Source organism: Ruegeria sp. O5 (genome assembly GCF_056535105.1).
The window spans coordinates 108,832-135,121 of sequence record NZ_JBQERN010000006.1 but is presented as its reverse complement, the minus strand read 5'-3'; the positions used below and the strand labels follow the sequence as shown (position 1 = coordinate 135,121).

Here is a 26,290-nt window from a genome sequence, read left to right as displayed (position 1 = left end):
CCGGAACACCTCAGACTATCAAAACAAAAACGGCCCCCGAAAACCGGAGGCCGCTGTGTTTCATTCATCTGGTTCAGCCTGCTGCGATCAGGCCCATGCTTTCCAGCTTCAGCAGCACCTGATGAGCGCAGTTGTCGACCTCGACATTTTCGGTCTCGACACGCAATTCAGGGTTCTGAGGCACGTCATACGGGTCCGAGATACCGGTGAATTCCTTGATCTTGCCTTCGCGCGCCAGCTTGTACAGACCCTTGCGGTCGCGCCGCTCACATTCTTCGATGGTGGTCGCAACATGCACTTCGCAGAAGGCACCGAACTGCTCGATCTCTTCGCGTACCGCGCGGCGCGTGGTGGCATAAGGTGCGATCGGCGCGCAGATGGCGATGCCGCCGTTCTTGGTGATCTCGGATGCGACATATCCGATCCGGCGGATGTTCAGGTCGCGATGCTCTTTCGAGAAACCCAGTTCGGATGACAGGTTTTTCCGCACGATATCGCCATCCAGCAACGTGACCGGACGGCCCCCCATCTCCATCAGCTTGACCATAAGCGCGTTGGCGATGGTGGACTTGCCCGAGCCCGAGAAGCCGGTGAAGAACACGGTAAAGCCCTGCTGGCTGCGTGGCGGCTTGGTCTTGCGCAGCTCGGCCACAACTTCGGGAAAGCTGAACCATTCGGGGATTTCCAGACCCTCGGCCAGACGGCGGCGCAGTTCGGTGCCCGAGATGTTCAGGATCGTGACATTGTCCTTATCCAGAATCTCGTCATTCGGCTCGTATTGCGCGCGCTCCTGCACATAGACCATGTGCTTGAAATCGACCATCTCGACGCCGATCTCGTCCTGGAACTGGCGGAACAGATCCTGCGCGTCATAGGGGCCATAGAAATCTTCCCCGGCCGAGTTCTTGCCCGGACCCGCGTGATCGCGACCCACGATGAAATGGGTGCAGCCATGGTTGGCGCGGATTAGCCCGTGCCAGACCGCCTCGCGCGGGCCAGCCATGCGCATCGCCAGATTCAGCAGGCTCATCGAGGTGGTGGACGCGGGATACTTGTCCAGCACCGCCTCATAGCAGCGCACGCGGGTAAAGTGGTCTACGTCGCCCGGCTTGGTCATGCCCACGACCGGGTGGATCAGCAGGTTGGCCTGCGCTTCCTTGGCGGCGCGGAAAGTCAGTTCCTGATGCGCACGGTGCAGCGGGTTGCGGGTCTGGAAGGCCACGATCCGGCGCCAGCCCAGCTTGCGGAAATAGGCGCGCAGCTCGTTCGGCGTGTCGCGGCGACCGCGGAAGTCATAGTGAACAGGCTGCTGGATGCCCACGACAGGGCCACCCAGATAGACCTTGCCCGCCACATTGTGCAGATAGTTCACAGCCGGGTGGGCATCGTCATCGGCACCAAAAACCTTCTCGGCCTCGCGGGCTTTGTTCGGTGTCCAGCGGTCAGTGACCGTCATGGTGCCCAGAATCACGCCTTCCTGATCGCGCAGCGCGATATCCTGACCCAGTTCGATCTTGTCCGCAAAGTCTTCGCTGACGTCCAGCGTTATGGGCATCGGCCATAGCGTGCCATCAGCCAGACGCATGTTTTCGACGACATTGTCGTAATCGGCCTCGCTCAGGAAACCTTTGAGCGGGTTGAAACCGCCGTTCATCAGCAGCTCCAGATCGCAGATCTGGCGCGGGCTCAGATCCCAACTGGTCAGGTCGGCGGCTTCGACCTTCAGTTTCTGGGCCGAGTCATACGACACGTAAAGTTCGGGAATGGGGGCCAGATTGCTTAACATCGTCATCTGAATACTCTTATCGCAGTGTTGTGTTGCCAGTGATTCAAGGGCATTTTCGGGGCATTTGCACCGACTGTTGGGCGAAGTCCACTGGCGTCAATGAAACAAAGGACGATATGCGCTGATTTCTCGCGGATTGGAAGAAATTTCCAACTCCGAAACTAAAATGACGATCTGGTTCCTTGGGGCGTAGATAATCCGATCATGCAAAGTATGACTGTTCCTGTTTTTGCGTGTGCGGCGTAAGCCCGGACGCACGGGTGACTGGCAGGGCGGGAATCGGATCGGCAACGCCGCGCAATTGGAACAACCGTATACCCTCCGACGGCAGGTCCATGCCCGCGGCCTTCAATACTTCTTGCGAGACCAGCAGTTCGACCCCCAACGCCTTGGTTTCGCTTTCCAGTCGGCTGGCCACATTGACGGCGTCGCCAATGATCGTTCTCGCGGCATGTCCCTGCGCGCCAATCTCACCCAGCACCAGATCCCCAAGGTGCAGGCCCATTCCGATCCGAATGCCAGGGCTGCCTTCGGCCTCAAGCTGCTCGTTGAACCGGTCGAGGGCATGGCTGATATCTATCGCAGCCTTCAACCCGGCGCGGGCGGATGCGGCTGCATCGGGTTTTTCGAAAACCGCCAGCAACCCGTCGCCCATATACTTGTCCACGACACCGCCGTCCTTGGTGATGGCAGGCACGACGGCGTCGAAGAACCGGTTCAGCAGGAACACGATGTCATAGGGCAGCTGACCCGTCGTGCGGGCGGTAAATCCGCGCATGTCCAGAAACAGCACGGTCAGTTTCCGTTCCTGCCCCTGACTGGCATGTCCGCGAATGCGCCCGCCATCCGGTTGAAAAACGCGGAAAACGGTGGTCGGTTCCGTTGGGCGGATTTGGCAGGCCAGCCGTGTCTGTGGCGAGGCGCCAACAGCGGCCAGACTGCGGGCCTCGACATCGCCGGGCGGGGGCAGGGCGCTGGAGCCCTCTTCAACGATGACGCGGCAGGTGGTGCAACGGCCCTTCCCGCCGCACAAGGCCGCATGGGGCACACCGTGTGCCTGCGAAATCTCAAGCAGGGTCATGCCCTTTTCCGCATCCACCTCGGGTCCGCTGCTGTAACTCACCCGCACCGCATGCCTGCGCCGCCACAGCTTGCGCCCGACATACACAAGACCCGTGGCCGCCAGGGCAAGCCAGAACGCCAGAAGGGCATTATCCTTGACGGTGAACATGGTCTGAAACGCCTCGGGCGAGGGCCAGTTGTAATGCTCGATATATTGTTCCCGCAAAAACTCATCCGCGAAATCCAACCAGATGCGGCGACCCTCGGTTAGCAGACCGGCCAAAGCGAACATGGGGATGAAGACGGCGACACCGATCAGATAGGGTACGGCGCTGGACCACCATTTTGTCAGCCGTAACCACATATGCAGTCCGATGCAGCCATGCACCCAGACGATCAGCAACAGTGCGCTTTGCATCCAAATCACGGTGCTGGGCCACATCAGGATGATGATATACCCCATTTCGTCATTGACGTCATAGATCTCGTGCGCGACCCGCGTCTGGATGACATGCGAGATCAGCTGCAAAGGTATCAGCAGACCCAGAACCACCTGCAACGCCGTGCTGAATGGCATGCGCAGGGTCCGGCGCTGTGCGATCGAGGCCAGCGCCAGACCGGCATGGGTGAACAGCGCTGCATATAGCAGCACGCTCAAAAGGATGTGCCGCGTCACCGCTGTTCGACCGTCCTGCATCCCGTGCAGATAATCGGTGTGAAACAGGCCCATCCCGATGTTGATAAAATGGAAGAAAGCGAAAGCAAACAGAACCAACCCGCTGCCGATCCGAAGCCGGGTTGCCCAACCGCCACGCCACAAAGCGCTCTTCAAGAATACCACCTGTATTGCTGTTCGCCGTGGTTGGACTTTGCGAGGACGTTCGCGGTCAGGTCAAGGCTTCGGGTGCAAATCTAGGTCTGCCAATGGGTGGCGGGGTGTTGGGATTGAATTGATATCTTGTCCGCACAAAACAGCACCAGATGGCTGAGGTCAGGGCGCGAGCGCGAGCTGTAGATCAAACCGTCTGCCCCCAGTGCCCGCGCTTTATCTGAAAAAGACCATGTCGGTGAAGGGGCCCCCGTCGCGCGAATATCCTGCCAGATCACCGATGCAGCCGTCTGCCCGCGGTAGTCCACCAATCGCGCGTTTTCCACCAGAAACCTTTGAACCACCCGGTCGGGATCATCACCCGAGATGTAGCGGCGGATGGCGACCGAAGCGCCCTCGGCGCTGAGCGAGGCATAAAGCGCGAATTGTCCGGAATGATGAAAGCGCCCCTCGGGCGCGCGGGCAGGCAGCAATGGGGCTGCTGCCTGCGACGCAAACAGAATTCTCCAGACAGGGCCAGAGAATTCAAGCATGTGTCAGTCCTGTTCGGCCAGGAACCGTTCGGCATCCAGTGCCGCCATACAGCCCATTCCCGCGCTTGTTACCGCCTGACGATAGACATGGTCGGTCAGATCGCCCGCTGCGAACACGCCGGGAATCGACGTTTCGGTGCTGCCCGGTTTGGTGACGACATAACCACCCATATGGGTTTCCAGCGTGTCTTTGACCAACTCGTTCGCAGGGGCGTGGCCGATGGCGACAAAGACGCCCTTGCACGGGATCTCGGTGATCTCGCCGGTTTTGACATGTTTGACCCGAACACCTTCAACGCCCAAAGGCGCGTCGGTGCCGATCACTTCTTCCAACTGGTGGAACCACAGCGGTTCGATCTTTTCATTCTTCAACAGGCGATCCTGAAGGATCTTTTCCGCCCGCAACTCATCACGGCGGTGGATCAGGGTCACCTTGCTGGCGAAATTGGTCAGGAACAGGGCCTCTTCCACGGCTGTGTTGCCGCCGCCGATCACCACGATTTCCTGCCCGCGATAGAAGAACCCGTCACAGGTGGCGCAAGCCGAGACGCCAAAGCCCTTGAATTTCTCTTCCGACGGCAGACCCAGCCATTTCGCACGCGCGCCGGTGGCCAGAATGACGGCGTCCGCCGTGTATGTGGTGCCGCTGTCGCCCTTGGCGGTGAAGGGGCGCTTGCTGAGGTCCAGATCGCTGATGATGTCGCCGATCACCTCACATCCCATGGCCTTGGCATGGTCCTGCATCCGCACCATCAGGTCCGGGCCCTGCACCTCGGTGTCACCGGGCCAGTTTTCGACTTCGGTGGTCGTTGTCAGCTGACCACCGGGTTCGATGCCCTGTACCAGAATGGGTTCCAGCATGGCGCGGCTTGCATATACGCCTGCGGTGTATCCTGCGGGCCCCGACCCGATGATCAGAACCTTGGTGTGTCTTGTGTCGGCCATGGTGCCCCCGCTCGAATTGCCTGAATTGGGCCCGCGGCCCGTCGCCCCGATATAGCGACCGACCGGCCCGGCTTAAAGCCCCTTACTGTTCAGGCTCCCTCGGGACGGGGTGCCCTGGGTTTTAGGGGAGAAGGCGAAAAGGAAACAAAGAAAATTGCGCATCTGCGAAACATTATTGCGCGCGTGTGGGGTGCTGATATAAGAACCGAAAAAATCAGGAGCATTTGATGGTCACGACTCGGCTGGATGATATTGATCGCAAGATTCTGGCGGAACTGCAGGCGGACGGTCGTATGACCAATGTCGAGCTGGCAAAACGGGTCGGAATCTCGGCCCCGCCCTGTCTGCGCCGGGTGCGCACGCTCGAAGAATCCGGCTTCATCACCGGCTATCACGCCGAGGTCAACTCGCGCGAGTTGGGGTTCGAGGTTCAGGTATTTGCCATGGTCGGTCTGGACAGCCAGGCCGAAGTCGAACTGCGCGCGTTCGAAGGCCGCTGCCGTGAATGGCCATTGGTCCGCGAATGCCACATGCTGAACGGCGAAGTGGACTTCATCCTGAAATGCGTCGCACCTGACCTGAGCAGCTTTCAGCAGTTTCTGACGGGCGAGTTGCTGACCACGCCAAACGTGGCCAGCGTCAAGACATCGCTCGTTATTCGCGGCGCAAAAGACGAGCCAGGCGTACCGTTCGACGTTCTGGAAGAACGTATGAACCGGACGGCGTAACGCCAACACGTTTTGGTTGCGCGGTGATTGGTGGCAACAGTGCTGCCACCGCAAGGGATAGAACCCAACTTATTACCAGCTGCATGATGCCCCCCATAATGCAGTAATCACAATCATGCTCAGGCCGTCATCGCGTCGATCTCACCATCTCCGGCGCGCGGCATCAGCAGCGGGCCGAAATCGTTCAGCGACTCGATATGCGCGAACAGGTTCAGATAGATCGACCGAAGCGAGTGGCTGATCATGCGAACCGCATTCACACCTGGATGATATGTTTCGAACTGTAATCCATCTACGCGAATAACGGAATGGCGTTTTAAACAAATGTGAAACAGTTCAACGGGGGTGGGCGGCATTGTTTCAATGACACCCATCCCGTCCTGAAATTCGGACACGGGTGTAAGAATCGGCTGCCCCCCATGCAGGTGCCGCAAATGCGCAGGTGTACCCACGATTCGCGCCGCCGGGCCGGCAATGACACCCGACATTGGCTTTTGCATCCCGAACGTATCCGCCATGATCCGCGTCAGCGGTCGCGTCCGGCCACGTGAATCCGCGCGTCCGGGGATCAACGTGACAGATCCCTTCCATAGCACGGTTTCCGATGCGCCATCCTGCGTCAGGACCGTATCCCCCGGCATCAGATCCTCGATTGCCATCGGTCCATGTTCCGTTTCTACCAAAGATCCACGTGTGAAGGCGCAAAACGCGTCTTCAAACATCGGCAGGGCAGGTGCGATGTGGCGGGTCTGAACCACATCTCCGTTCTTCAACAAGCTGCTGACCTCATATCGGCGCAGCTGGGCTTTTGGCTTGGAAACCGGCCGCGGCGCGTCCCGCAGCATAACAGACGTTTCGATAGCATTTCTGGCCGCGCGGGCCAGTGAATTAGGAATAGTCATTAATATTCCGTCCCCTCAAAATGTTCGGTCAGGCGCGGCGTACCCCCGTACAGACGCGCCCGGCGAACTGGTTCTTTGCCTTGAAACAAATGGGTGACCCTCGGGCGGTGACCGGTACGGTCCCGCAACGCGACTAAATCTCGCTTTCCAATGGTCAACACATTGACCCCCCAGACAAACTCGTACTTCACGGGCGAAATTGCCCGCACACACACAACTCCTAAAAAGTCACGAACCCCTCGCTCGTGACGCGCGATACATCAGGCCGGAGCGAACCTGATACGCGTTGACCCAAATAAGACCGGCAGCTTGGTCTCTGGGTTTTCTGTCTCAGCGTCGTGCCGCGATGCGACTGGCGACCCTGACAGAATTGCTTGTTACCCGCTTCCACGGCATTTCCAGGTTCTGGTCCCGAGTGGCCTCGACCATGGCTTTCAGAAAGCGTGATTTGGTCTTCATTTTTTGGTCCTGCTCTGAACGGGGTGTATTTCCCCACATCCTCTGTGAACCTTTTGTGACGCGGGTTTGCGGCAGGGATAAGGCTTATCCGGGATGATTTGCGGACAGAAAAATGAAGTCAGACGGACCTCCCACTCAACACGCCAGCGCCCGATTTTCGAACGTCAGATACCGATCTGATTACTGGCAAAAACTCGTTACGATTCTGATGCCCAATCAACACAACAAATGTGGCGGAAAAGTGGCAGGGCACCTAAATCTGGACGAAGATCACAATCTTATGACGGAAATCAACCGCCCGTAATCGACCTCGTTCGCGTGCGTTGATCGGCGATAGGAATAGAACCTGTCAGGGTCGGAATATGTGCAGTGCCGGGTCCACTCGGCCTGTCCGATTCCCGCCTGCCGCAGCCGGTGCAGCCCGAAGGCGGGCAGATCAAATTGCAGGCGGTCACTTTCACCATTGGCAAAAAAGCGGCTGTTGTCCGGCGAATCCGCCAGGAACGCGTCCAGAAACTCTGGCCCCACCTCGTAAGCGCGCTGGGAAATACTGGGTCCGATCACGGCGCAGATATTGCTGCGGTCGGCTCCCAGCGCCTCCATCGCGTCCAGCGTCGCTTCCAGAACACCGTCCAGCGCGCCGCGCCACCCGGCATGGGCCGCACCGATCACATGCGCGTCGGGATCGGCGAACAGAACCGGCTGGCAATCGGCCGTCAGGATCGTCAGGGCCAGACCGGGTGTTGCTGTGACAATGGCGTCCGCTTTGGGTTTTTCACCGTCAACCGGGGCTTTGACTGTCAGAACCGTTGGCGAATGAACCTGATGTACCGCGACCATTGCCTCGGGGTCCACCTCCATCGCGTCGGCCACCCGCCGCCGATTCAGCGCGACAATCTCGGTTTGATCCGAGGACCCCTGACCACAGTTCAACCCGCTGAAAATTCCTGAAGACGCGCCGCCGCGACGGGTAAAGAACCCATGGCGAAATGGCGACAGCAGGTCCGAGGTCAGAATTTCCAGCGTCATGGTTCCAATCCTGGTGGTGGGGCGGCATAGGCCGGGAAAAGGCCCATCACCTTGAACAGATTTCCCATTTCATCAGGATGCGTCAACCGCCGATGCGCGGCAATCAGCGCATCCAGCTCGGAACCGCTCAGCGCCTTGGACAGGGCTTGCGCGCGGGCGGTGATCCCCAGCCGTTCAAGGAAGACGCCCTGCGGTGTCAGGCGCGTATGCCTGCACCCACAGGCGCGGGTCGCAACGGCCAAAGGCTCAAAATCCACATGCGCGGTCAAATCGGCCTGACCGGGCGATACCAGAGGATCGGAATGTTCGTGGTTTTGCAGAGCCTGCAAGGTATCGCCCAGCGAATGCCAGTCGCCATAATCCACAATCAATGCCGCGCCGCCATGGCTGGCGACCCGCCCCGCGATTACGGTCAGAATGGGAATTGCAGCAGCACACAGTTCGACCAGATCACCGTCCTTGGTGTCCAACAGCCTGTCATTCAGCGCCACCTGCGGCCCGATTGCGCCCAGTCCGAAAGTCAACCCGCCGTCACGCTCACCCACCAGACGCTCGCGCCAGCCCGTACCGTCACGCTGAAACTGGCGGATGGGCAGGGCATCAAAGAATTCGTTGGCCACCAGCAACAGCGGCTGGTCGGGCAGGTCGGCGATCGTTGCAATCCAGACCGCGTCGTAATCCTTCAGCGTTGCCGCCTGCACCTGTTTCAATACAGGCGATGCTTCAACCAGTACAACCTGCGCTGCCTCGTGAAATCCGGGTACTGACCGTGTGGCGCGCAGAATATCGGCCATCAGGGTACCGCGCCCCGGCCCCAGCTCACACAGGGTAAACGGTGCGGGCCGTCCCTGATCCATCCAGCTCTGCGCCAGAGACAGCCCGACCAGCTCTCCGAACATCTGACTGATTTCCGGCGCTGTGGTGAAATCCCCCGCAGCCCCCAGCGGATCACGGGTCGTGTAATAGCCCAGCGTCGGATGCAGCAGGCATTCAGCCATGTAATCCGCCACGCTCATGGGTCCATCCTGCCGGATGCGGGCGACCAGATGATCGGTCAGGCTCATACTGCCTGCCGCCGCGCGCGCTGGGCAAACCACAATCCAAGCGCGATCATCGGCAGCGACAGGAACTGCCCCATGGTCAGCCCGTACCCGCCCACATGCCAGGCCAGCCCCAGCGGATTGCCGGGCGATACGAATTGTGCGTCCGGCTGGCGAAAGAACTCGACGATAAAGCGCGACGCGCCGTAGCCCGCAAGGAACGTCCCCATGACTAGGCCCGGTGTGCGAAAACCGCCGCGCCGATAGACCAGCCACAGCAGTACCGCCCCCAGCAACACACCCTCCAGCGCGGCCTCATACAGCTGCGACGGGTGCCGGGCGCACATGCCTGCGACCACGCCGGGGCAATCCTGCGCAGCATATCCAGGAAAGATGACAGCCCAGGGCAGCTCGCTCGGGCGGCCCCACAGCTCGGCATTGACGAAATTGGCCAGCCGCCCCAGCAGCAATCCGGGCGGAACGGTGTAGGCGACCAGATCCCCCAGCGACAGGGCGGGGATACGGTGCCGTCGTGCAAACAGGTACGACGCAAGGATCACGCCCAGCAATCCGCCATGAAAGGCCATGCCGCCTTGCCAGACCTTCACGATCTCCAGCGGGTGCGACAGGTAATAATCCGGTTGATAGAACAGCACAAAGCCCAGCCGCCCACCCAGAATGACACCCAGAATGATCCAGGTGACCAGATCCTCCAGCTGCTCGGGCTTCATCGGCGGGCCATCCGCAGGCCAGAGCGCCGGGCGGCGCAACGCCACAACAGCCAGCCGCCACGCGATCAGGATGCCCGCGATATAGGCCAGCGCATACCACCTTAACGCGAACTCCATCCCGAACAGCAGGATCGAGAACAGTTCGGGCGACAGATCGGGGAAATTCAGAACAGCCTGCATGTGCGTCTCATTGCCCGGGGTTTGCAGGTCAAGTCAACCTTGAGCCCGCGCCATTCTTTGCCCATATACAGGTAAACCGCGAGATCGGAGAACAGATATGCAGACCCGCAACAAAATCCTGGATGACGTGTCCCAGCTGATGACCAACGCCATGGGCGTGGCTCAGGGCGCGCGGGAAGAGGCTGAAAACGCGATGAAGTCGATGATCGACCGCTGGCTGGCCGACCGCGATTTCGTCACCCGTGAAGAATTTGACGCCGTGCGCGCCATGGCTCAGAAGGCGCGCGAAGAAAACGCGGCACTCGAAGCCCGCATTGCCGCGCTCGAGGCGAAACTGGACAAATAACGCCCCGGCGTTCCCTGTTTTCACAATTTTCGGACAAAGCATTCCGCCGCGCAATCCAGCCCGGATTGTGCGGTGCTGTGTATTCTGACGTGTCGCAGAATTTATTCAAGACAAAGCTGACTCTGTCGCCAATATTTTGATCGCCGTTGCCTTCTGTCCACAACTTATTGCTGTTATCCCCAATAATTAGGGTTGCCAGAACTTACGCCACATCGCACCATATTTAGTACAGGCCTATGGGGGAAGCCCGGTTTGTAGAGCAGGCAACTAGCGCTGGGGCGCTGCCAGCCCCGAAATGCTAGAGATTAGTGAGGTGGCATTATGGCCCTTTCCGAGCAGTATCTCGAAGAAGACATTCATCCGATCGACATTGTTGAGCATCTGGCCGAACACCACGACTGGGATTTTGATCGCATTGGGGACGATCAGATTGCCATGGCCGTTGAAGGGCAGTGGCGGACCTATTCGATCACATTGGCCTGGTCCAACTATGACGAAACGCTGCGCATGGTGTGCAGCTTCGAAATGGAACCACCGGCCGAGCGTGAAATGCAGCTCTATGAGCTGCTCAACAAGATGAACGACCAGTGCTGGGCAGGCGCGTTTACCTATTGGGCAAACCAGAAGCTGATGGTCTATCGCTATGGTCTGGTCCTTGCAGGCGGGCAAACGGCCAGCGCTGACCAGATCGACACGATGATCAATGCCGCCGTCATGAGCGCCGAGCGGTACTACCCCGCGATCCAATTGGTGACCTGGGGCAACAGAGGGCCAGAAGAAGCCATGCAAGTGGCCATTGCAGAGGCCTACGGCCGCGCGTAAACCTTTGCCCCGAACCGATATGTAAAGCGGGAGGGGCAAATGGACATGACGCGAGTGGCCGAACAGGGGCTTGTGCTTCTGGGGTGCGGAAAGATGGGGTCCGCAATGCTGGCGGGATGGCTGGAACACGGCCTTCCGCCAGCTTCCGTTTGGGTCATCGATCCCTACCCGTCAGATTGGCTGAAGGCGCAGGGCGTCAATATCAACGCACCGTTGCCCGAATCCCCCGCCGTGGTGCTGGTTGCGGTCAAACCGCAGATGATGGGCGAAGCCCTGCCTGCCCTTCAGGCGCTGGGCGGTGGGTCCAGCCTGTTCATTTCCGTTGCGGCTGGTACCTCGATTGCCACCTTCGAATCCGTTCTGGGCCAAGACACCCCGATCATTCGCGCAATGCCCAACACACCCGCCGCTATCCGTCAGGGCATCACGGCACTGATCGGCAACGCACACGCCTCCGAGACCGATATGGAACAGGCCGAAAACCTGCTGGCGGCAGTGGGCCAGACCGTTCGCCTAGAGGATGAGGCACAGATGGACGCCGTCACCGGGCTCAGCGGGTCCGGCCCGGCCTATGTGTTCCATCTGATCGAAACCCTGGCCGCAGCGGGCGAGGCGCATGGCCTGCCTGCCGAGCTTGCGATGAAACTGGCCAAGTCCACTGTGGCCGGTGCCGGGGCACTGGCCATGGCGTCCGACGAAGACCCCGCGCAGCTGCGCATCAACGTGACCTCTCCGAACGGTACCACACAGGCCGCGCTTGAGGTGCTGATGCATCAGGAAACCGGCTTTCCTGACCTGCTGCACCGTGCCGTCAAGGCCGCAACCGACCGATCCAAGGAGCTCTCGCGTGAGTGAAATTTCGTTCGACGACTTTCTCAAGGTCGATATTCGCGTGGGCGAGGTGATCCGCGCCGAGCCCTATCCCGAGGCCCGCAAACCCGCGATCAAGATGTGGATCGACTTTGGTGACGAGATCGGCGAGCGCAAGACCTCGGCCCAGATCACCGCGCATTACGATCCGGCCACTCTGGTTGGCAAACAGGTCATGGCTGTCGTCAACTTCCCTCCGCGCCAGATCGGCAAGTTCATGTCCGAAGTTCTGGTGCTGGGTCTTCCCGATGACAGCGGCGAGATCGTTCTGATCGGCCCCGACGGCAAGGTTCCTACAGGCGGGCGGATGCACTGATGAAACTGCTGATCACGCGCCCGATGACCCCGGCAGTCGAATCGCGCGCCCGCGCCGATTTCGATGTGACCATCCGGGAAAACACCCTGCCCATGTCACGGCAGGAGATGCTGGCCGCTCTGGCCGATTACGACGTGGTCGTCCCGACGCTGGGTGATCAGTTTTCGTCGCAGATTTTTGCAGAAGCCGGTCCACCGCGCTGCAAGCTGCTGGCCAATTTCGGTGTTGGCTTCAACCATATCGACGTGGATGCGGCACGCGCGGCCGGGATTGACGTAACCAATACCCCCGGCGCCGTCACCGATGCCACGGCTGATATCGCCATGACCCTGCTGCTGACCACAGCCCGGCGCGCCGGTGAGGGTGAGCGGCTGGTGCGGTCGGGTCAGTGGCAGGGCTGGCACCCGACGCAGATGCTGGGCCGTCACGTGACCGGCAAGCGCGTGGGCATCGTCGGCATGGGCCGCATCGGGCAGGCCATCGCGCGCCGCTGTCATTTCGGGTTTGCCATGCAGGTGGCCTATCAATCCCGCAATCCAAAAGATCTGGATTTCCCGGCAGAATTCACACCTGACCTTGAAACACTCGCCGCTTCGGTCGATTTCCTTGTGCTTGCGGTTCCCGGTGGTGCGGAAACCCGCCACCTGATCAATGCGCAGGTTCTTGAGGCGATGAACCCCTCGGCTATTCTGGTCAACATCGCCCGTGGCGAGGTGGTGGACGAGGCCGCGCTGATCACGGCGCTGCAAACCGGTCAGATCGCGGGGGCGGGGCTGGACGTCTACGAGTTCGAACCCAAAGTGCCGCAATCCCTGTGCGATATGGAAAACGTCACCCTGCTGCCCCATCTGGGCACCGCCACCGAAGAGGTGCGCAGCAGCATGGGGCACATGGCGCTGGATAACGTGGCGGCCTTTGTCGCGGGCAGGGCGCTGCCCAACCCGGTCTAGTCGCCCACCGCCTCGCGCCAGTGTTTGCGGCAGAGCGAGACATACGTCTCGTTCCCGCCGATCTGTACCTGCGCCCCTTCAGTGATGGCCTTGCCGGTCTCGTCGCGACGAATCACCATCGTGGCCTTGCGGCCGCATTCACAGATCGTGCGCACCTCGCGCATTTCGTCGGCAAGGGCCAGCAGGGCGGCAGAACCGGGGAACAGCTTGCCCTGAAAATCCACGCGCAGCCCATAGGCCAGCACCGGCACATCCAGATCGTCCACCGCACGGGCCAGTTGCCAGACCTGCGCCTCGGACAGGAACTGCGCCTCATCAATGAAAACGCAGGCCACGGAACCTTTGTCCAGCCTGGACCGGATCATGGCGAAGACATCATCTTCGGGTGTGAACGTGTCAGCCTGCTCCGATATGCCGATGCGCGATGCAATCCGCCCCGCACCCGCCCGCCCGTCAAGGGCGGCGGTCATCAGATAGGTCTGCATCCCGCGCTCGCGATAGTTGTGCGACGCCTGTAGCAACACGGTCGACTTGCCCGCGTTCATGGTGGAATAGTTGAAATACAGCTTTGCCATGGCGTGGGTCTAAAACGCCCGGCCAAAAGGAACAAGAGAGCAAAGGGATGTAAGAAGCGACGTCGCCATTGCGTGTGCAGAGGCCGAGCTGGGCTCGTAGGGGATGGAACCCCCGCGTCTGCAACAGCGACGCCGTCGGCCAACATGTGGCCAAAACAAAGCAAGGCCCAACAATACCGCCCCGCAATCACTCTTTACCGGCTTGAACTGCCGCCACTCACTCACAAAATCCCCCGCTTATCTGAGGGATAGTCAATGTATGACATTTCAATTATGACTCAGGTATGGGAAATTTCCCGACGCTTTCCCCGGTTTGGACACCGGGCGGGCGTTTGCAGGTAATAAAGGTAAATCAATGGCAGATATCGGGGCCTATCTGAAGAAACACACAGAAGCGCTGGTCAAAGATGTCGGAATAGAAGCTGCTTGTGAAATCACCGGAAAATCCAAGGCGACCCTGGGCCGGTATTATTCGGACAATGCCGAACACGCGGACAGGTTCATGCCCGTGGATGCGGTGGCTCGGCTTGAAAACGCAGCAACTTATCCGCATGTGACATCCGCGCTGGCGGATCTGAAAAACATCACCTTGTCCTACAGCGAACGCAACACCGAGGATCCTCGCACAGGCGGGGTGAATTCGGATGTCATCGCGCTCAGCCAGCGGTTTGCAATGTTGATGACTGAATATCAGTCCGCTATCGAAGATGGCATCATCACGGTGAACGAAGCCAAAAGGCTGCTGAAAGAAACCAGTTTGCTTCAGCAGGTCCTGATAGAAATGAAACTGCACCTGGAAGAAGAAAGCGTCAGCTAGGCTTGGTGGCGGCCAGCTATCGGCCAAAAACCGCCTGCCCGGATCGCCGCAGATGTCGTGCGCTTTGTGGCATGATCATCAACCGGACTCTGCGCCTCAATTCAGTCACGTCTTTCAGATAAGCTGTGGCGCAGGCAAGATCGTCAAGGGCAGTAAACCATGCAGAAAATGCAGGGAAATTACAGCATTCTCGCAGACCGTATGGTTTGGCGGTCGTTCCTGTTTGTCTATGCGCTCTTTCTGGCCACGGTGCTGTTTGGCGCTTATCAGGAAGGCCCTGATGACGCGATGCGCTGGGTCATGGTACAGGACCTGCTGGCGGGACAGGGCTGGTTTGACGCCTATCAGCATCGGCTGGGCCCCGGTGACGGCACGCTGATGCACTGGTCCCGGCTTGTCGATGCACCGATTGCCGGGATCTACGCGCTGTCCGCGATGGTCGTGCCGCCCGACACCGCCTTGCAAGTGACCGCGTTTGTGTGGCCGGTGCTTCTGGCGGGGCTGACCCTGTGGGCCTTTGCTGTCACCGGCGCAGCGTTGGGCGGGCGAAATGGCGCGATTTCGGCACTGGTGGTCGGTGCGCTGACGCTCGAACATTATCGGAAGTTCGACTATTTCTCGTTTGACCACCACAATGTTCAGATTCTGCTGTTTGCAGCGGCCCTCATGTTCTTTGTCCTGCGCAAGGCCAAACCCTCTGCTGCGGGATGGCTGGGTGTCTGTCTGGCCCTTTCGGTGTCAATCGGAACCGAATCGATCGTGCAGGTCGCGATTATCGCGGTGTTCTTCACGATTGACTGGATCGTGACCGGCACAGCCGCCCGCCGCCGCACCATGGTGTTTGGAACCGGGCTGGCGCTGACCCTGTTGTTGGCCAGCGTTGCAACAACGGGGCGTCAGGGCTTTCTGTTCCCAAGCTGCGATGCCCTGACGATCAGTGTGGCCCTGCCGGCCGGGATCGCGGCCCTGTGCCTGTGTGCAGCAGCCTGGGTCGGGTCGGGCTGGTCCTATTGGGGGCGCATCGGCGCGTGTCTTGCGACAGGCGCTGTAACACTCGGCTGCGCTTACGCATTTGCGCCCTACTGCCTTGAAAACCCGATTGCGGACCTGCCTCAGGACATGCGCGACTTCTGGCTCAGCCAGGTTGCCGAAGCACAGAATATCACCGTCGTGCTGGAACGACATCGGGGCGAGGCTGCGGCCCTGATCGCCATGTCCGTCATCACGGCGGTGGCAGCCTTGTTCTTTGCCCGCCAGTCGCAAGACAAAATGGATTACTTCCTGTTTCTGGCGCTGATTGTGACCGGGTTTTCCATGTTTCTGTACCAGTCCCGGATGATGACGTTTCTGGGCGTGTCTCTTGTGGCTGTTCAGGCTCAGATGCTGCGGGCCTTTTACGTCAGTTACAGAAGCCATGGCCGCACGCTCTCCGGCTTGGCTATGATAGGCTTTATCGTCTGCGTCTCGCCAAAGATTGGTAGCAGCGTGGAAAAACAGCTGGAACGGTTTGCGCGCCCCTCCCTTGCGGCACCCGTCGCCGAGGCCGCGCAGGATTCGCAAAACATCGGCGCCCCCTGCAAAGCGCCCGAGGCCTACGCGGCCCTGCAAGACCTGCCAGCCGGAATGGTTCTGGTCGATTTTGATTATGCGGCAGAAGTGCTGCGCTATACCGATCATTCGGTTCTGGCGGGGAATTATCACCGCAACCGGGCCGGAATTCAGGCGCAGATCGCGGTTTTGCGTATGGATGCGTCCCAGGCCGGTCCGCGTCTTGCCGCGCTGGGTGTAAGCTATGTGCTGCTCTGCACCGCCGCGCCCCGTGCCGAATTCTGGGATTGGGCATCTCAGGGGCGCGGTCTGCAATCCCAGCTAGCCAAGGGTGAAACCCCCGCCTATCTCAGCCGGATTGATGGTGGGGAAGGGGCCGCGTTTCAGGTTTTTCAGCTCGCGGCCGATCTCTAGTCCGTAAGCGCTCTGCGGAATGCCGATCAGGCGTGACGCTTGACGATCACCGAACCAACCGAATACCCGGCTCCAAAAGAACAGATCAGCCCCAGATCGCCCTCTTGCAGATCGTCAGAGTATTTCGAAAACGCAATGATCGACCCTGCGGATGAGGTGTTCGCATAATCCTGAAGGATATTGGGTTGCTCGCCCGCCTCGGGTTCGCGGCCCAGAACCTTCTTGCCGATGAAGTCGTTCATCGTCTTGTTGGCCTGATGCAGCCACAGGCGTTTGAGGTCGGTATTGCTGACCCCTTCGGCTTCCATATGGTCGCTGATATGCTTGCTGACCATCGGCAACACTTCCTTGAACACCTTCCGGCCGTTCTGCATGAACTGCATGTCGCGGCGGTCAATCACGCCATCGGGGCGCGACCGGCGCAGGAACCCGTTGTTGTTGCGGATATTGTTTGAAAAGGCGGTGGCACAGCGGGTCGACAGGATTTCGAAATGCGGGCCTTTGGCGTCTTCGATCCGCTCGATCAGCGTTGCCGTTGCCACATCGCCAAAGATAAAGTGACAATCCCGGTCGCGCCATTCCAGATGGCCCGAGCAGATTTCAGGGTTCACCACCAACGCCGCGCGCACCGACCCGGACCGCACCATATCCGCCGCCGCCTGAATGCCGAACGTGGCCGAAGAACAGGCGACATTCATGTCAAAGCCAAACCCGTCGATGCCCAGTTCCTGCTGAATCTCGATTGCAATCGCCGGATAGGCGCGTTCATGGTTCGAGGCCGCGCAGATCACCAGATCGACATCCGCCGCCGTACGCCCCGCCTGCGCCAGCGCCTTCCTGCAGGCATCCACTGCCATCTCGGTCATGATCCCGGGCTCGTCATCGCTGCGCTGGCGCAGCGTCGGGTGCATCACGTCCGGGTTCAGCACCCCGGCCTTGTCCATCACATAGCGGTTCTGAATGCCCGAAGCCTTGACGATGAACTCTTCCGAGGAATGCTGCATCGCCTCCATCTGCCCGGCTGCGATGGCCTCGGCATTCTTCGCGTTCTGCTTGTCGGCATAAGCGTTGAACGCTTCGACAAGCTCGGCGTTGGTGATGACGTTCTCCGGCGTGAAGACACCGGTACCGGTGATGGCGGGGGTATACATGGCGGGTCCTGAATGTTTCGGATTCGCCCAAAATGCAGTCATGGCGTGATTTGATCAAGATATGTTGACCCAAGGGAATTCGTTCCGGGGTGCAGTTTCATATCTTGAATAGTTCATAAATTGAAGTATATCGCCCCGTAACCCGCGCGGAGACCCCAATGCCAGACGATATCAGTGCCAGACTGGGCCGCCTCAGCCCCGAGATTCAGGCGATCATGGGCGTCTATGCCCTGTACTGGAAACTGGAAGAGACCTTCGACTGTATCGAAACAGACCTGAGCCACCCGGAATGCCACATGCTGATCAAGCTGGATCAGCCCAAGCGCATGGGCGTTCTGGCCGCCGATATGTTAAGCGTACCATCAACGATCACCGCCACAGCCGATGCCCTTGAAAAAGCGGGCTACCTGATGCGGCGGCGTGACCCCGAAGACCGCCGCGCCTGGTTGCTGGTGCTGACAAAGCAGGGCGAAGAAGCCCGCAACATGCTGGTCGCCGCCGCCGGGGACCTGTTTCACCGGGCCTCGGGCCTCAACGAACAAGAAACTGCCGAATTCGCGCGACTGGCGCGCAAAATCCGCGACAACGTATTGAAAACGGGAATTCCCGAGGGATTGAAGAAATGAAACTCCTGACCTCTCTGGGCCTTGCACTGGCCATTCTGGCAACCCCGATTGCCGCTCAAGAGACCCCGAAACCGGTGAAACTCATGCAGGTGCGTGAAACCGCGCCCGGTTTCACGCGGCAGTTTTTTGGCCGCGTCGCCGCGCGCCAGACCGTTGATCTGGCCTTTCAGGTTGCGGGCCAGATTGTCGAAATGCCCATCAACGAAGGCTTCGTGATTCCCAAGGACGGCCTGATTGCCCGTCTGGATCAGGAACCGTTCGAGCTGCGCCTTGATCGGGCGCGGCTGCAAAAGGAACAGGCCGACCGCACCGTTGCGCGCCTGTCGCGCCTGCGCGGTACAACCGCCAGCCAGGTGGCCGTGGACGATGCCGAGACCGAGGCGCAGCTGGCCGCGATCGCCCTGCGCGACGCGGAATATGAACTGGAACACGCCACGCTGACCGCGCCCTTTGACGCGCTGGTCTCAAGCCGCTCGGTCGAGGCGTTTACCACCGTCTCGGCAGGCACGCCCATCGTCCGCATTCACGACATGTCCGAATTGCGCATCGTGGTCGACGTGCCCGAGATCCTGTTTCAACGCTCCGGCCAGACTGATCAAAGAACGATCACCGCCAAATTCCCTGCCAGTGACGAAGTCTTCCCGCTGGAAATCCGTGAATTCGACGCGGAAACCTCCAGCGTCGGTCAAACCTTCCGCATCCAGTTCGGCCTGACCCCGCCCGAGGGGTTGCTGATCCTTCCCGGCTCGTCCGTTACCGTCAATGTTCAGGTGCAGGACAACCGCATTGGCATCATCGTGCCAGCAACCGCTGTGATCGCCGACGCAAACGGCGCGCTGAACGTCATGGTGTTTTCCCCGGTCGGGGCGGATGAGGGCACCGTGCGCCGCGTCCCGGTGACCATCGAGCCCACGCAAACCGGCGATGTCCGGGTGCTGACGGGCCTGTCTGACGGGGATGAGGTCGTTGTGGCCGGGGGCGCTGTGCTGACGGATGGTCAGACGGTGCGCCGGTTTGCCGGTTTCGCGAACTGAGGGGCTGACAGATGAATATCGCCCGCGCCTCAATCGACCGGCCGCTTTACACATGGCTGGTCATCCTCATTGCCCTCATTGGGGGCATCTGGGGGTTCACATCGCTTGGCCGTCTGGAAGACCCGGCCTTTACAATCAAAAACGCGGTCATCGCCACGCAATACCCCGGTGCCACCGCCGAGCAGGTGGCGCTGGAAGTATCGGAACCGCTGGAATCCGCCATACAGCAGATGGGCGAGGTGGATGTCATCACCTCGGTCAATCAACCCGGACGGTCCCTGATCGAGGTCGAGATCAAGTCGACATATGACGGCACAGAACTGCCTGCCATCTGGACCCGGCTCAGGGCCAAGGTGCGTGACGCCGCGCGCGGCCTGCCTTCGGGCGTCGGCCAGCCGTTTGTGAATGACGGGTTCGGCGACGTGTTCGGCCTGTTCTATGCGGTGACCGCCCAAGGGTTCTCGGACGCCGAAAAGCACGAACTGGCAACCTTCTTGCGGCGGGAACTGCTGACTGTTGACGGCGTTGCGGATGTCGAGGTTCAGGGCCTGCCGGACGAGGCGATCTTTGTCGAACCCGATCTGGCGATTTCCGTGAACCAGAATGTCCCGCTGCAAGCGATCAACCAGGCCATCGCCAATGCGGATTCGGTCAATTCCTCAGGGTCCTTGCGCTCTGATAACGAGCGCACCACCATTCTGACGGCCGAAGGGTCGGACAGTGTGTCGGCCATTGCGGGCCTGTCTGTCGGTTCGCAAGGGCAGGTGATCAACCTCTTTGACATGTCCGATGTCTATCGTGCCCGTCAGAACGACCCCGACATCATTATCCGCTACAACGGGACCGAGGCCTTCACCTTGGGCATCGCGGGTCTGGCCACCGAAAACATTGTCGAAGTCGGCAAACGCGCTGACGCCAAATTCGCGGAGTTGAACACAAGCATTCCCTTCGGTGTCGAAATCCTGCCGATCTATCAGCAACATGTGGTGGTCGAGCAGGCCTCGAACGACTTTCTCGTGAACCTTGCCATGTCGGTGGCCATCGTGGTCGCCGTGCTGGGCATCTTCATGGGCTGGCGCGCGGCCATTGTCGTCGGCTCGACCCTGCTGCTGACCGTGGTCGGCACGCTTCTGTTCATGTCGCTCTTCTCAATCGAGATGGAACGAATCTCATTGGGTGCCCTGATCATCGCCATGGGGATGCTGGTGGACAACGCCATCGTCGTGGCCGAAGGGATGCAGATATCCATGCTGCGCGGCCAGTCCTCGCGAGATGCGGCCGAGGATGTGGCGTCAAAAACCCAGATCCCGCTGCTGGGTGCGACCGTGATTGGCATCATGGCCTTTGCGGGCATTGGCCTCAGCCCTGACGCAACCGGAGAATTCCTGTTCTCTCTGTTCGCCGTGATTGGTATTTCACTGTTGCTCAGCTGGGTATTGGCGATCACCGTCACGCCGCTTTTGGGGCACTACTTCTTCAAACAGGGCAAAGCAGGCGAGATCGACGCTTACGGCGGCCTCCTGTTCCGCACCTATGGTGCGATCCTGCGCTTTGCGCTGCGCTTCCGCTGGCTGGTTGTTGCTGGTCTCGTCGGCGTAACCGTCGTGTGCTATGCCGGGTTTGGGCTGATGAAACAGCAGTTCTTCCCCAACTCCAACACGCCTTTGTTCTTTGTGCACTACAAACTGCCGCAGGGCACACCGATTGCACGAACCGCCGAAGACATGGCGGTGTTCGAAGAGTGGCTGGCAGCACGCGACGACGTGGTCTCGGTCACGACCTTTGTCGGCCAGGGGGCTACTCGTTTCATGCTGACGTATTCAGCCGAAAAGCCGAACCCCAGCTATGGGCATATGGTCATCCGCACAGCAAGCCTGGACGACATCCCGGCGCTGCAAGCGGATCTTGAGGCGTTTGGGTCGGTCCAATTCCCCGAAGGTGAGTTCGGCACCAAGCGTCTGGTCTTTGGCCCCGGCGGTGGTGATCCGATTCAGGCTCGGTTCTCGGGCAGCGATCCGGTCGTGCTGCGCCAGCTTGCTGATGAGGCGGTGCAGCGCATGGCAGCCGCATCCCCGAACGCGCTGTTGGTTCATCACGACTGGCGCGAGCAGGAACTGGCTCTGCAACCGATCTATGCCACCGAACGGGCGCAGACAGCCGGTGTCACACGCGAAGACATCGCCGCCACCCTGCAATTCTCGACCGACGGCATTACGGGTGGTGTGTTCCGCGAGCGCGACCGCCTGATCCCGATCATCCTGCGCCGACCCGCGGACGGAGATTACTCGATCGTTGATCAGGTCGTGTACTCGGACCAGTCGGAAAAGTTTGTACCAATTGAACAAATGGTGGATGGATTCGAGTACAAAACGCTCAATACGCTGGTTCACCGTCGTGATCGGGTTCTGACCATCACCGTCGGCGCGGACATCCCGCCCGACCTGACTGCGGCACAGGTTCACGCCGAAGTGCGAGACGCCATCGAGGCCATCGAATTGCCGCCCGGGTACAAGATGGAGTGGGGCGGTGAGTTCGAAAATTCGCGCGACGCGCAGGCAAGCCTGGGCAGACAATTGCCGCTGAGCCTGCTGATCATGGTGTTGATTTCGGTCCTGTTGTTCAACGCAATCCGCCAGCCGATCATCATCTGGCTGCTGGTGCCGATGTCCGTGAACGGCGTGGTAATCGGCCTGCTGGGAACAGGGTTGCCCTTCACCTTTACGGCACTTCTGGGCCTGCTCAGCCTGTCGGGCATGCTGATCAAGAACGGCATTGTTCTGGTTGAGGAAATCGATCTGGTCCGCGCTACCGGCAAGCCCCTGCGCGAGGCAATCATCGAAGCATCCGTGTCGCGTTTGCGGCCCGTCATGCTGGCGGCTGTCACGACCATTCTGGGCATGGCGCCACTGCTGACGGATGCGTTCTTTGTCTCGATGGCAGTGACGATCATGGGCGGTCTGGCATTTGCCACCGTGCTGACAATGGTCGCGGCACCGGTGTTTTACCTGCTGTTCTTCGCCCGTGACGAACGAAAGAAAACGATGGAAATACCTGCGTAAAATATTGAAAATAAGGAAAAGCCCCAGAGTTTCCTCTGAGGCTTTTCTGTTTGGTTCATGGGTCTTTACCCCTGTAGCGATTTCACCTCAACGTCGCCCTCAGCTTGTGCCTTGATCGCCAGTGCTGCGGCATTGGCCCCAGCTGCGGTGGTGAAATACGGGATCTTGTCGTACAGCGCGATCGAGCGGATGGCCTTGCTGTCCTCAACCGCCTGCGCACCTTCGGTGGTGTTCATCACCAGCTGCACCTGACCGTCTTTCAGCATGTCCACCACATCCGGGCGGCCTTCGTACACCTTGTTCACCACGTCACAGGCAACACCCTGTTCGTCCAGCCAGCTTTGCGTGCCGCGCGTGGCCACAAGCGTGAAACCCTGATCAACCAGAACCTGCGCCGCTTCCAGCATGGCTTTGCCCTTGTCGGCATCCTTGATCGAAATGAACGCACGGCCAGAGGACGGCAGCACCATGCCCGCGCCCATCTGCGCCTTGAGGAACGCGCGTGGGAAGTCACGGTCCCAGCCCATCACCTCGCCGGTCGAGCGCATTTCCGGGCCAAGGATGGTGTCGACGCCGGGGAACCGGGCGAAGGGCATGACGGCCTCTTTCACCGAGAACCACGGCATGTCCGGATCGGCCAACGTCATCTGGTCCGCGATCTTGGTGTCCTTGCCTTCCTGATAGGGCGGGCGCATCGGGAAATCGGCCAGTTTCTCGCCCGCCATGACGCGCGCCGCAATCGACGCAATTGCACTGTCGGTGGCCTTGGCAACAAACGGCACGGTGCGCGAGGCGCGCGGGTTCACTTCGATCAGATAGATCTCATCATCCTTGATCGCGAATTGCACATTCATCAGGCCAACGACATTCAGCGCCTTGGCCAGTTTGAATGCCTGTTCCTTGATCTGCCCGATGATCTCTTTCGACAGCGAATAGGGCGGCAGCGAACAGGCGGAATCGCCCGAGTGAACGCCCGCTTCTTCGATGTGCTGCATGATGCCCGCCACGTGAACGTCGGTGCCGTCACACAGCGCATCTACGTCCAGCTCGACCGCGCCCGCCAGATAGCTGTCCAGCAGTACGGGGCTGTCGCCCGAGACCACAACGGCCTCGTTGATATAGCGTCGCAGCTGATCCATATCGCGCACGATTTCCATCGCACGACCGCCCAGAACGTAAGAGGGGCGAATGACCAGCGGGAAACCGATCTCTTCGGCAATCTCCAGCGCCTTTTCATCGGTCGAGGCAATACCGTTTCTGGGCTGTTTCAGGCCCAGTTCATTGACCAGCGCCTGGAACCGTTCACGGTCTTCGGCCAGGTCAATTGCGTCCGGTGTGGTACCCAGAATCGGAATGCCCTCGGCCTCAAGCGCGTTGGCCAGCTTCAACGGAGTTTGCCCACCGAACTGAACGATCACGCCGTGCAGCGTACCGTTTTCCTGTTCTTTCGTCAGGATTTCCATGACGTGTTCAAAGGTCAGCGGCTCAAAATACAGACGGTCCGAGGTGTCATAGTCGGTCGAGACCGTCTCGGGGTTGCAATTGACCATGATGGTTTCGTACCCGGCCTCGGTTAGCGCATAGCAGGCGTGGCAGCAGCAATAATCGAACTCGATCCCCTGACCGATCCGGTTCGGGCCACCACCAAGAATAACGACCTTCTTGCGGTCGCTTGGGCGTGCCTCGCATTCGACATCTCCCATCATCGGGGCTTCGTAAGTCGAGTACATATAGGGTGTCTGCGCTTCGAACTCAGCAGCGCAGGTATCAATGCGTTTAAAGACCGCGGTGACGCCCAGATTGTGGCGGGCGCGGCGCACGTTATCTTCGCTGCGGCCTGACAGGTTGCCCAGACGCGCATCGGTGAAGCCCAGCATCTTGAGCTTGCGGATGCCTTCTTCGGTCACTGGCAGACCATCCTTACGCACGGTGCGTTCTGCTTCGATGATCTCGCGAATGCGGGCCAGGAACCAGGGGTCAAACTTGGTGACGCCAAAGATTTCATCGTCGCTCAGGCCATGACGCATGGCTTGGGCGATGGTGCGCAGGCGGTCGGGGGTCTGCTTGCTGATCGCCTTGATGACATGCGCTTTGTCGTCGCTGCTTTCGACCTCATCCCACAGGCCGATGCTCAGCCCCGGAATTTCGATCTCATCAAACCCGGTCAGGCCGGATTCCATCGATGCCAGCGCCTTCTGCATGGATTCGTGGATGGTGCGCCCGATGGACATCGCCTCACCCACCGACTTCATTGCAGTGGTCAGGTAGGGTTCAGAGCCGGGGAATTTTTCAAACGCGAATTTCGGGATCTTGGTGACGACATAGTCGATGGTAGGTTCGAACGACGCAGGCGTGACCTTGGTGATGTCATTGTCCAACTCGTCCAGCGTGTAGCCCACGGCCAGTTTCGCGGCGATCTTGGCAATCGGGAAACCCGTCGCCTTGGAGGCCAGCGCCGATGAACGCGACACGCGCGGGTTCATTTCGATCACAACCATGCGGCCATCATCGGGGTTGATCGCCCATTGCACGTTCGAGCCGCCGGTTTCCACCCCGATCTCGCGCAGCACGGCAATCGAGCCGTTGCGCATGATCTGGTATTCCTTGTCGGTCAGCGTCAGGGCAGGGGCCACGGTGATCGAGTCACCCGTGTGCACGCCCATCGGGTCGACGTTTTCGATGGAACAGACGATGATGGCGTTGTCGGCAGTGTCGCGCACCACTTCCATCTCGTATTCTTTCCAGCCCAGCAGGCTTTCATCGACGAGGATCTGGTTGACAGGCGAGGCATCCATGCCCGAGCGGCAGAAATGGATATAATCCTCGCGGTTATAGGCCACGCCGCCGCCTGTGCCGCCCAAGGTAAAGGCCGGGCGGATGATGGCGGGCAGGCCGATTTCCTCCAACTCGTCCAGAGCGATCTGCACACCTGCTTCCAGATCGGCAGAGCCGTCGGCCTTCTTGGGGGCGGTCACGATGGTGGCTTTGGGGTTTTCCAACCCCAGCCGATCCATCGCCTCGCGGAACAATTTGCGATCCTCGGCCATCTCGATGGCGTCGCGTTTGGCACCGATCATCTCGACACCGAACTTGTCCAACACCCCCATCTCTTCCAGCGCGAGCGAGGTGTTCAGACCGGTTTGCCCGCCCATTGTGGGCAGCAGGGCGTCAGGGCGTTCCTTTTCGATGATCTTGGCGACGACCTCGGGCGTGATCGGCTCGATATAGGTGGCATCGGCAAGTCCGGGGTCAGTCATGATTGTCGCCGGGTTCGAGTTGACCAGAATAACCCGGTAACCTTCTTCGCGCAGGGCCTTGCAGGCCTGAGCGCCGGAATAGTCGAACTCGCAGGCCTGACCGATAACAATGGGACCCGCCCCGATGATCATGATCGACTTGATGTCGGTTCTCTTCGGCATGGCCTGGCCCCTTCGATTTTGCACGAGTCGCGGGCGCCGCCCAAGCGCCCAAATTGTCGTGCGTTATAGGGACCACGCAGAAAGGTTCAAGGGGTATCGGAAACAGAAGCGAAATTGCC

At 59.8% G+C, this 26,290-nt stretch carries 23 protein-coding genes; 11 read left to right on the top strand and 12 right to left on the bottom strand.

Annotation, left to right across the window (positions count from 1 at the left end; all coding sequences use genetic code 11):
• Positions 1-73 precede the first annotated feature (73 nt).
• The 4 genes from ACR0M3_RS10655 to trxB all read right to left on the bottom strand — a co-directional run bounded on the left by ACR0M3_RS10655 (position 74) and on the right by trxB (position 5,155).
• Entirely contained in the window at positions 74-1,792 is a 1,719-nt protein-coding gene (locus tag ACR0M3_RS10655; RefSeq protein ID WP_267362968.1) for a bifunctional sulfate adenylyltransferase/adenylylsulfate kinase, read from the bottom strand.
• 196 nt (positions 1,793-1,988) lie between these two features.
• Positions 1,989-3,680, bottom strand: a complete 1,692-nt coding sequence (locus tag ACR0M3_RS10650; protein ID WP_480910645.1) for an adenylate/guanylate cyclase domain-containing protein — start codon at positions 3,678-3,680, stop codon at positions 1,989-1,991.
• 80 nt (positions 3,681-3,760) lie between these two features.
• Complete coding sequence (locus ACR0M3_RS10645) at positions 3,761-4,210, bottom strand: RES family NAD+ phosphorylase (RefSeq protein ID WP_480870060.1); 450 nt, start codon at positions 4,208-4,210, stop codon at positions 3,761-3,763.
• Between the two features lie 3 nt (positions 4,211-4,213).
• Positions 4,214-5,155: a thioredoxin-disulfide reductase gene (gene trxB / locus ACR0M3_RS10640; protein ID WP_267362965.1), complete on the bottom strand. Its 942-nt coding sequence runs from the start codon at positions 5,153-5,155 to the stop codon at positions 4,214-4,216.
• Positions 5,156-5,382: 227 nt separating this feature from the next.
• On the opposite strand from trxB, the gene ACR0M3_RS10635 reads away from it, so the two are divergent.
• Complete coding sequence (locus ACR0M3_RS10635) at positions 5,383-5,883, top strand: Lrp/AsnC family transcriptional regulator (protein WP_209504770.1); 501 nt, start codon at positions 5,383-5,385, stop codon at positions 5,881-5,883.
• 119 nt (positions 5,884-6,002) lie between these two features.
• Here ACR0M3_RS10635 and ACR0M3_RS10630 read toward each other — a convergent pair whose 3' ends face one another.
• The 5 genes from ACR0M3_RS10630 to lgt all read right to left on the bottom strand — a co-directional run bounded on the left by ACR0M3_RS10630 (position 6,003) and on the right by lgt (position 10,224).
• The gene (locus ACR0M3_RS10630) at positions 6,003-6,785 is read right to left on the bottom strand and encodes a Hint domain-containing protein (RefSeq protein ID WP_267362963.1); all 783 of its coding nucleotides are present in this window, start codon (positions 6,783-6,785) and stop codon (positions 6,003-6,005) included.
• 330 nt (positions 6,786-7,115) lie between these two features.
• On the bottom strand, positions 7,116-7,244 hold the full coding sequence (locus ACR0M3_RS10625; RefSeq protein ID WP_267362961.1) for a hypothetical protein: 129 nt from the start codon (positions 7,242-7,244) through the stop codon (positions 7,116-7,118).
• 270 nt (positions 7,245-7,514) lie between these two features.
• Positions 7,515-8,273, bottom strand: coding sequence for a peptidoglycan editing factor PgeF (pgeF, locus tag ACR0M3_RS10620; RefSeq protein ID WP_480910642.1), 759 nt, complete (start codon positions 8,271-8,273; stop codon positions 7,515-7,517).
• Positions 8,270-9,337, bottom strand: a complete 1,068-nt coding sequence (locus ACR0M3_RS10615; protein ID WP_480910639.1) for a class I SAM-dependent methyltransferase — start codon at positions 9,335-9,337, stop codon at positions 8,270-8,272. The genes pgeF and ACR0M3_RS10615 overlap by 4 nt, the downstream gene beginning before the upstream one ends.
• Positions 9,334-10,224 (bottom strand): prolipoprotein diacylglyceryl transferase, encoded by an 891-nt coding sequence (lgt, locus tag ACR0M3_RS10610; protein WP_480910636.1) that lies wholly within the window; start codon positions 10,222-10,224, stop codon positions 9,334-9,336. The genes ACR0M3_RS10615 and lgt overlap by 4 nt, the downstream gene beginning before the upstream one ends.
• Before the next feature lie 97 nt (positions 10,225-10,321).
• On the opposite strand from lgt, the gene ACR0M3_RS10605 reads away from it, so the two are divergent.
• From ACR0M3_RS10605 to ACR0M3_RS10585, 5 genes are all read left to right on the top strand, one after another.
• Positions 10,322-10,570: an accessory factor UbiK family protein gene (locus tag ACR0M3_RS10605; RefSeq protein ID WP_050604795.1), complete on the top strand. Its 249-nt coding sequence runs from the start codon at positions 10,322-10,324 to the stop codon at positions 10,568-10,570.
• A gap of 321 nt (positions 10,571-10,891) precedes the next feature.
• The gene (locus ACR0M3_RS10600; protein ID WP_209598027.1) at positions 10,892-11,392 is read left to right on the top strand and encodes a type III secretion system chaperone family protein; all 501 of its coding nucleotides are present in this window, start codon (positions 10,892-10,894) and stop codon (positions 11,390-11,392) included.
• Positions 11,393-11,431: 39 nt separating this feature from the next.
• Positions 11,432-12,247 carry a pyrroline-5-carboxylate reductase gene (gene proC, locus ACR0M3_RS10595; RefSeq protein WP_480910634.1) on the top strand — a complete coding sequence of 272 codons (816 nt, stop codon included), beginning with the start codon at positions 11,432-11,434 and terminating at the stop codon, positions 12,245-12,247.
• A complete protein-coding gene (locus tag ACR0M3_RS10590; RefSeq protein ID WP_267362951.1) occupies positions 12,240-12,578 on the top strand; it encodes a tRNA-binding protein in 339 nt (112 codons plus the stop codon). Before proC ends, ACR0M3_RS10590 begins: the two co-directional genes overlap by 8 nt.
• Positions 12,578-13,528, top strand: a complete 951-nt coding sequence (locus ACR0M3_RS10585; protein ID WP_480910631.1) for a 2-hydroxyacid dehydrogenase — start codon at positions 12,578-12,580, stop codon at positions 13,526-13,528. The genes ACR0M3_RS10590 and ACR0M3_RS10585 overlap by 1 nt, the downstream gene beginning before the upstream one ends.
• Here the strand turns inward: ACR0M3_RS10585 and ACR0M3_RS10580 are convergent.
• Complete coding sequence (locus ACR0M3_RS10580) at positions 13,525-14,103, bottom strand: thymidine kinase (protein ID WP_480475503.1); 579 nt, start codon at positions 14,101-14,103, stop codon at positions 13,525-13,527. The genes ACR0M3_RS10585 and ACR0M3_RS10580 overlap by 4 nt on opposite strands.
• A 355-nt stretch (positions 14,104-14,458) precedes the next feature.
• On the opposite strand from ACR0M3_RS10580, the gene ACR0M3_RS10575 reads away from it, so the two are divergent.
• A complete protein-coding gene (locus ACR0M3_RS10575) occupies positions 14,459-14,920 on the top strand; it encodes a hypothetical protein (RefSeq protein WP_480475505.1) in 462 nt (153 codons plus the stop codon).
• 159 nt (positions 14,921-15,079) lie between these two features.
• Positions 15,080-16,882, top strand: a complete 1,803-nt coding sequence (locus ACR0M3_RS10570; RefSeq protein ID WP_480910629.1) for a hypothetical protein — start codon at positions 15,080-15,082, stop codon at positions 16,880-16,882.
• A 26-nt stretch (positions 16,883-16,908) separates the two neighbouring features.
• Here ACR0M3_RS10570 and ACR0M3_RS10565 read toward each other — a convergent pair whose 3' ends face one another.
• Complete coding sequence (locus ACR0M3_RS10565; protein ID WP_480557788.1) at positions 16,909-18,033, bottom strand: beta-ketoacyl-ACP synthase III; 1,125 nt, start codon at positions 18,031-18,033, stop codon at positions 16,909-16,911.
• Between the two features lie 158 nt (positions 18,034-18,191).
• Between ACR0M3_RS10565 and ACR0M3_RS10560 the strand changes: the two genes are divergently transcribed.
• The 3 genes from ACR0M3_RS10560 to ACR0M3_RS10550 are packed head-to-tail and all read left to right on the top strand — an operon-like array spanning position 18,192 to position 22,752.
• Entirely contained in the window at positions 18,192-18,659 is a 468-nt protein-coding gene (locus ACR0M3_RS10560) for a MarR family winged helix-turn-helix transcriptional regulator (protein ID WP_267364261.1), read from the top strand.
• Positions 18,656-19,693, top strand: coding sequence for an efflux RND transporter periplasmic adaptor subunit (locus ACR0M3_RS10555; protein ID WP_209504756.1), 1,038 nt, complete (start codon positions 18,656-18,658; stop codon positions 19,691-19,693). Before ACR0M3_RS10560 ends, ACR0M3_RS10555 begins: the two co-directional genes overlap by 4 nt.
• Before the next feature lie 11 nt (positions 19,694-19,704).
• Positions 19,705-22,752 carry an efflux RND transporter permease subunit gene (locus ACR0M3_RS10550; RefSeq protein ID WP_480910627.1) on the top strand — a complete coding sequence of 1,016 codons (3,048 nt, stop codon included), beginning with the start codon at positions 19,705-19,707 and terminating at the stop codon, positions 22,750-22,752.
• 65 nt (positions 22,753-22,817) lie between these two features.
• Here ACR0M3_RS10550 and carB read toward each other — a convergent pair whose 3' ends face one another.
• The gene (gene carB / locus ACR0M3_RS10545) at positions 22,818-26,171 is read right to left on the bottom strand and encodes a carbamoyl-phosphate synthase large subunit (protein ID WP_480546130.1); all 3,354 of its coding nucleotides are present in this window, start codon (positions 26,169-26,171) and stop codon (positions 22,818-22,820) included.
• Positions 26,172-26,290 lie beyond the last annotated feature (119 nt).

Bases quoted from the DNA above. Each gene is read 5' to 3' on its own strand.
- ACR0M3_RS10645 (WP_480870060.1), bottom strand. From the start codon at position 4,210: ATGCTTGAATTCTCTGGCCCTGTCTGGAGAATTCTGTTTGCGTCGCAG.
- carB (WP_480546130.1), bottom strand. From the start codon at position 26,171: ATGCCGAAGAGAACCGACATCAAGTCGATCATGATCATCGGGGCGGGT.
- ACR0M3_RS10585 (WP_480910631.1), top strand. From the start codon at position 12,578: ATGAAACTGCTGATCACGCGCCCGATGACCCCGGCAGTCGAATCGCGC.
- ACR0M3_RS10550 (WP_480910627.1), top strand. From the start codon at position 19,705: ATGAATATCGCCCGCGCCTCAATCGACCGGCCGCTTTACACATGGCTG.
- ACR0M3_RS10600 (WP_209598027.1), top strand. From the start codon at position 10,892: ATGGCCCTTTCCGAGCAGTATCTCGAAGAAGACATTCATCCGATCGAC.
- ACR0M3_RS10555 (WP_209504756.1), top strand. From the start codon at position 18,656: ATGAAACTCCTGACCTCTCTGGGCCTTGCACTGGCCATTCTGGCAACC.
- proC (WP_480910634.1), top strand. From the start codon at position 11,432: ATGGACATGACGCGAGTGGCCGAACAGGGGCTTGTGCTTCTGGGGTGC.
- trxB (WP_267362965.1), bottom strand. From the start codon at position 5,155: ATGGCCGACACAAGACACACCAAGGTTCTGATCATCGGGTCGGGGCCC.
- ACR0M3_RS10635 (WP_209504770.1), top strand. From the start codon at position 5,383: ATGGTCACGACTCGGCTGGATGATATTGATCGCAAGATTCTGGCGGAA.
- ACR0M3_RS10615 (WP_480910639.1), bottom strand. From the start codon at position 9,337: ATGAGCCTGACCGATCATCTGGTCGCCCGCATCCGGCAGGATGGACCC.
- lgt (WP_480910636.1), bottom strand. From the start codon at position 10,224: ATGCAGGCTGTTCTGAATTTCCCCGATCTGTCGCCCGAACTGTTCTCG.
- ACR0M3_RS10625 (WP_267362961.1), bottom strand. From the start codon at position 7,244: ATGAAGACCAAATCACGCTTTCTGAAAGCCATGGTCGAGGCCACTCGG.
- pgeF (WP_480910642.1), bottom strand. From the start codon at position 8,273: ATGACGCTGGAAATTCTGACCTCGGACCTGCTGTCGCCATTTCGCCAT.
- ACR0M3_RS10575 (WP_480475505.1), top strand. From the start codon at position 14,459: ATGGCAGATATCGGGGCCTATCTGAAGAAACACACAGAAGCGCTGGTC.
- ACR0M3_RS10605 (WP_050604795.1), top strand. From the start codon at position 10,322: ATGCAGACCCGCAACAAAATCCTGGATGACGTGTCCCAGCTGATGACC.
- ACR0M3_RS10655 (WP_267362968.1), bottom strand. From the start codon at position 1,792: ATGACGATGTTAAGCAATCTGGCCCCCATTCCCGAACTTTACGTGTCG.
- ACR0M3_RS10630 (WP_267362963.1), bottom strand. From the start codon at position 6,785: ATGACTATTCCTAATTCACTGGCCCGCGCGGCCAGAAATGCTATCGAA.
- ACR0M3_RS10570 (WP_480910629.1), top strand. From the start codon at position 15,080: ATGCAGAAAATGCAGGGAAATTACAGCATTCTCGCAGACCGTATGGTT.
- ACR0M3_RS10565 (WP_480557788.1), bottom strand. From the start codon at position 18,033: ATGTATACCCCCGCCATCACCGGTACCGGTGTCTTCACGCCGGAGAAC.
- ACR0M3_RS10560 (WP_267364261.1), top strand. From the start codon at position 18,192: ATGCCAGACGATATCAGTGCCAGACTGGGCCGCCTCAGCCCCGAGATT.
- ACR0M3_RS10580 (WP_480475503.1), bottom strand. From the start codon at position 14,103: ATGGCAAAGCTGTATTTCAACTATTCCACCATGAACGCGGGCAAGTCG.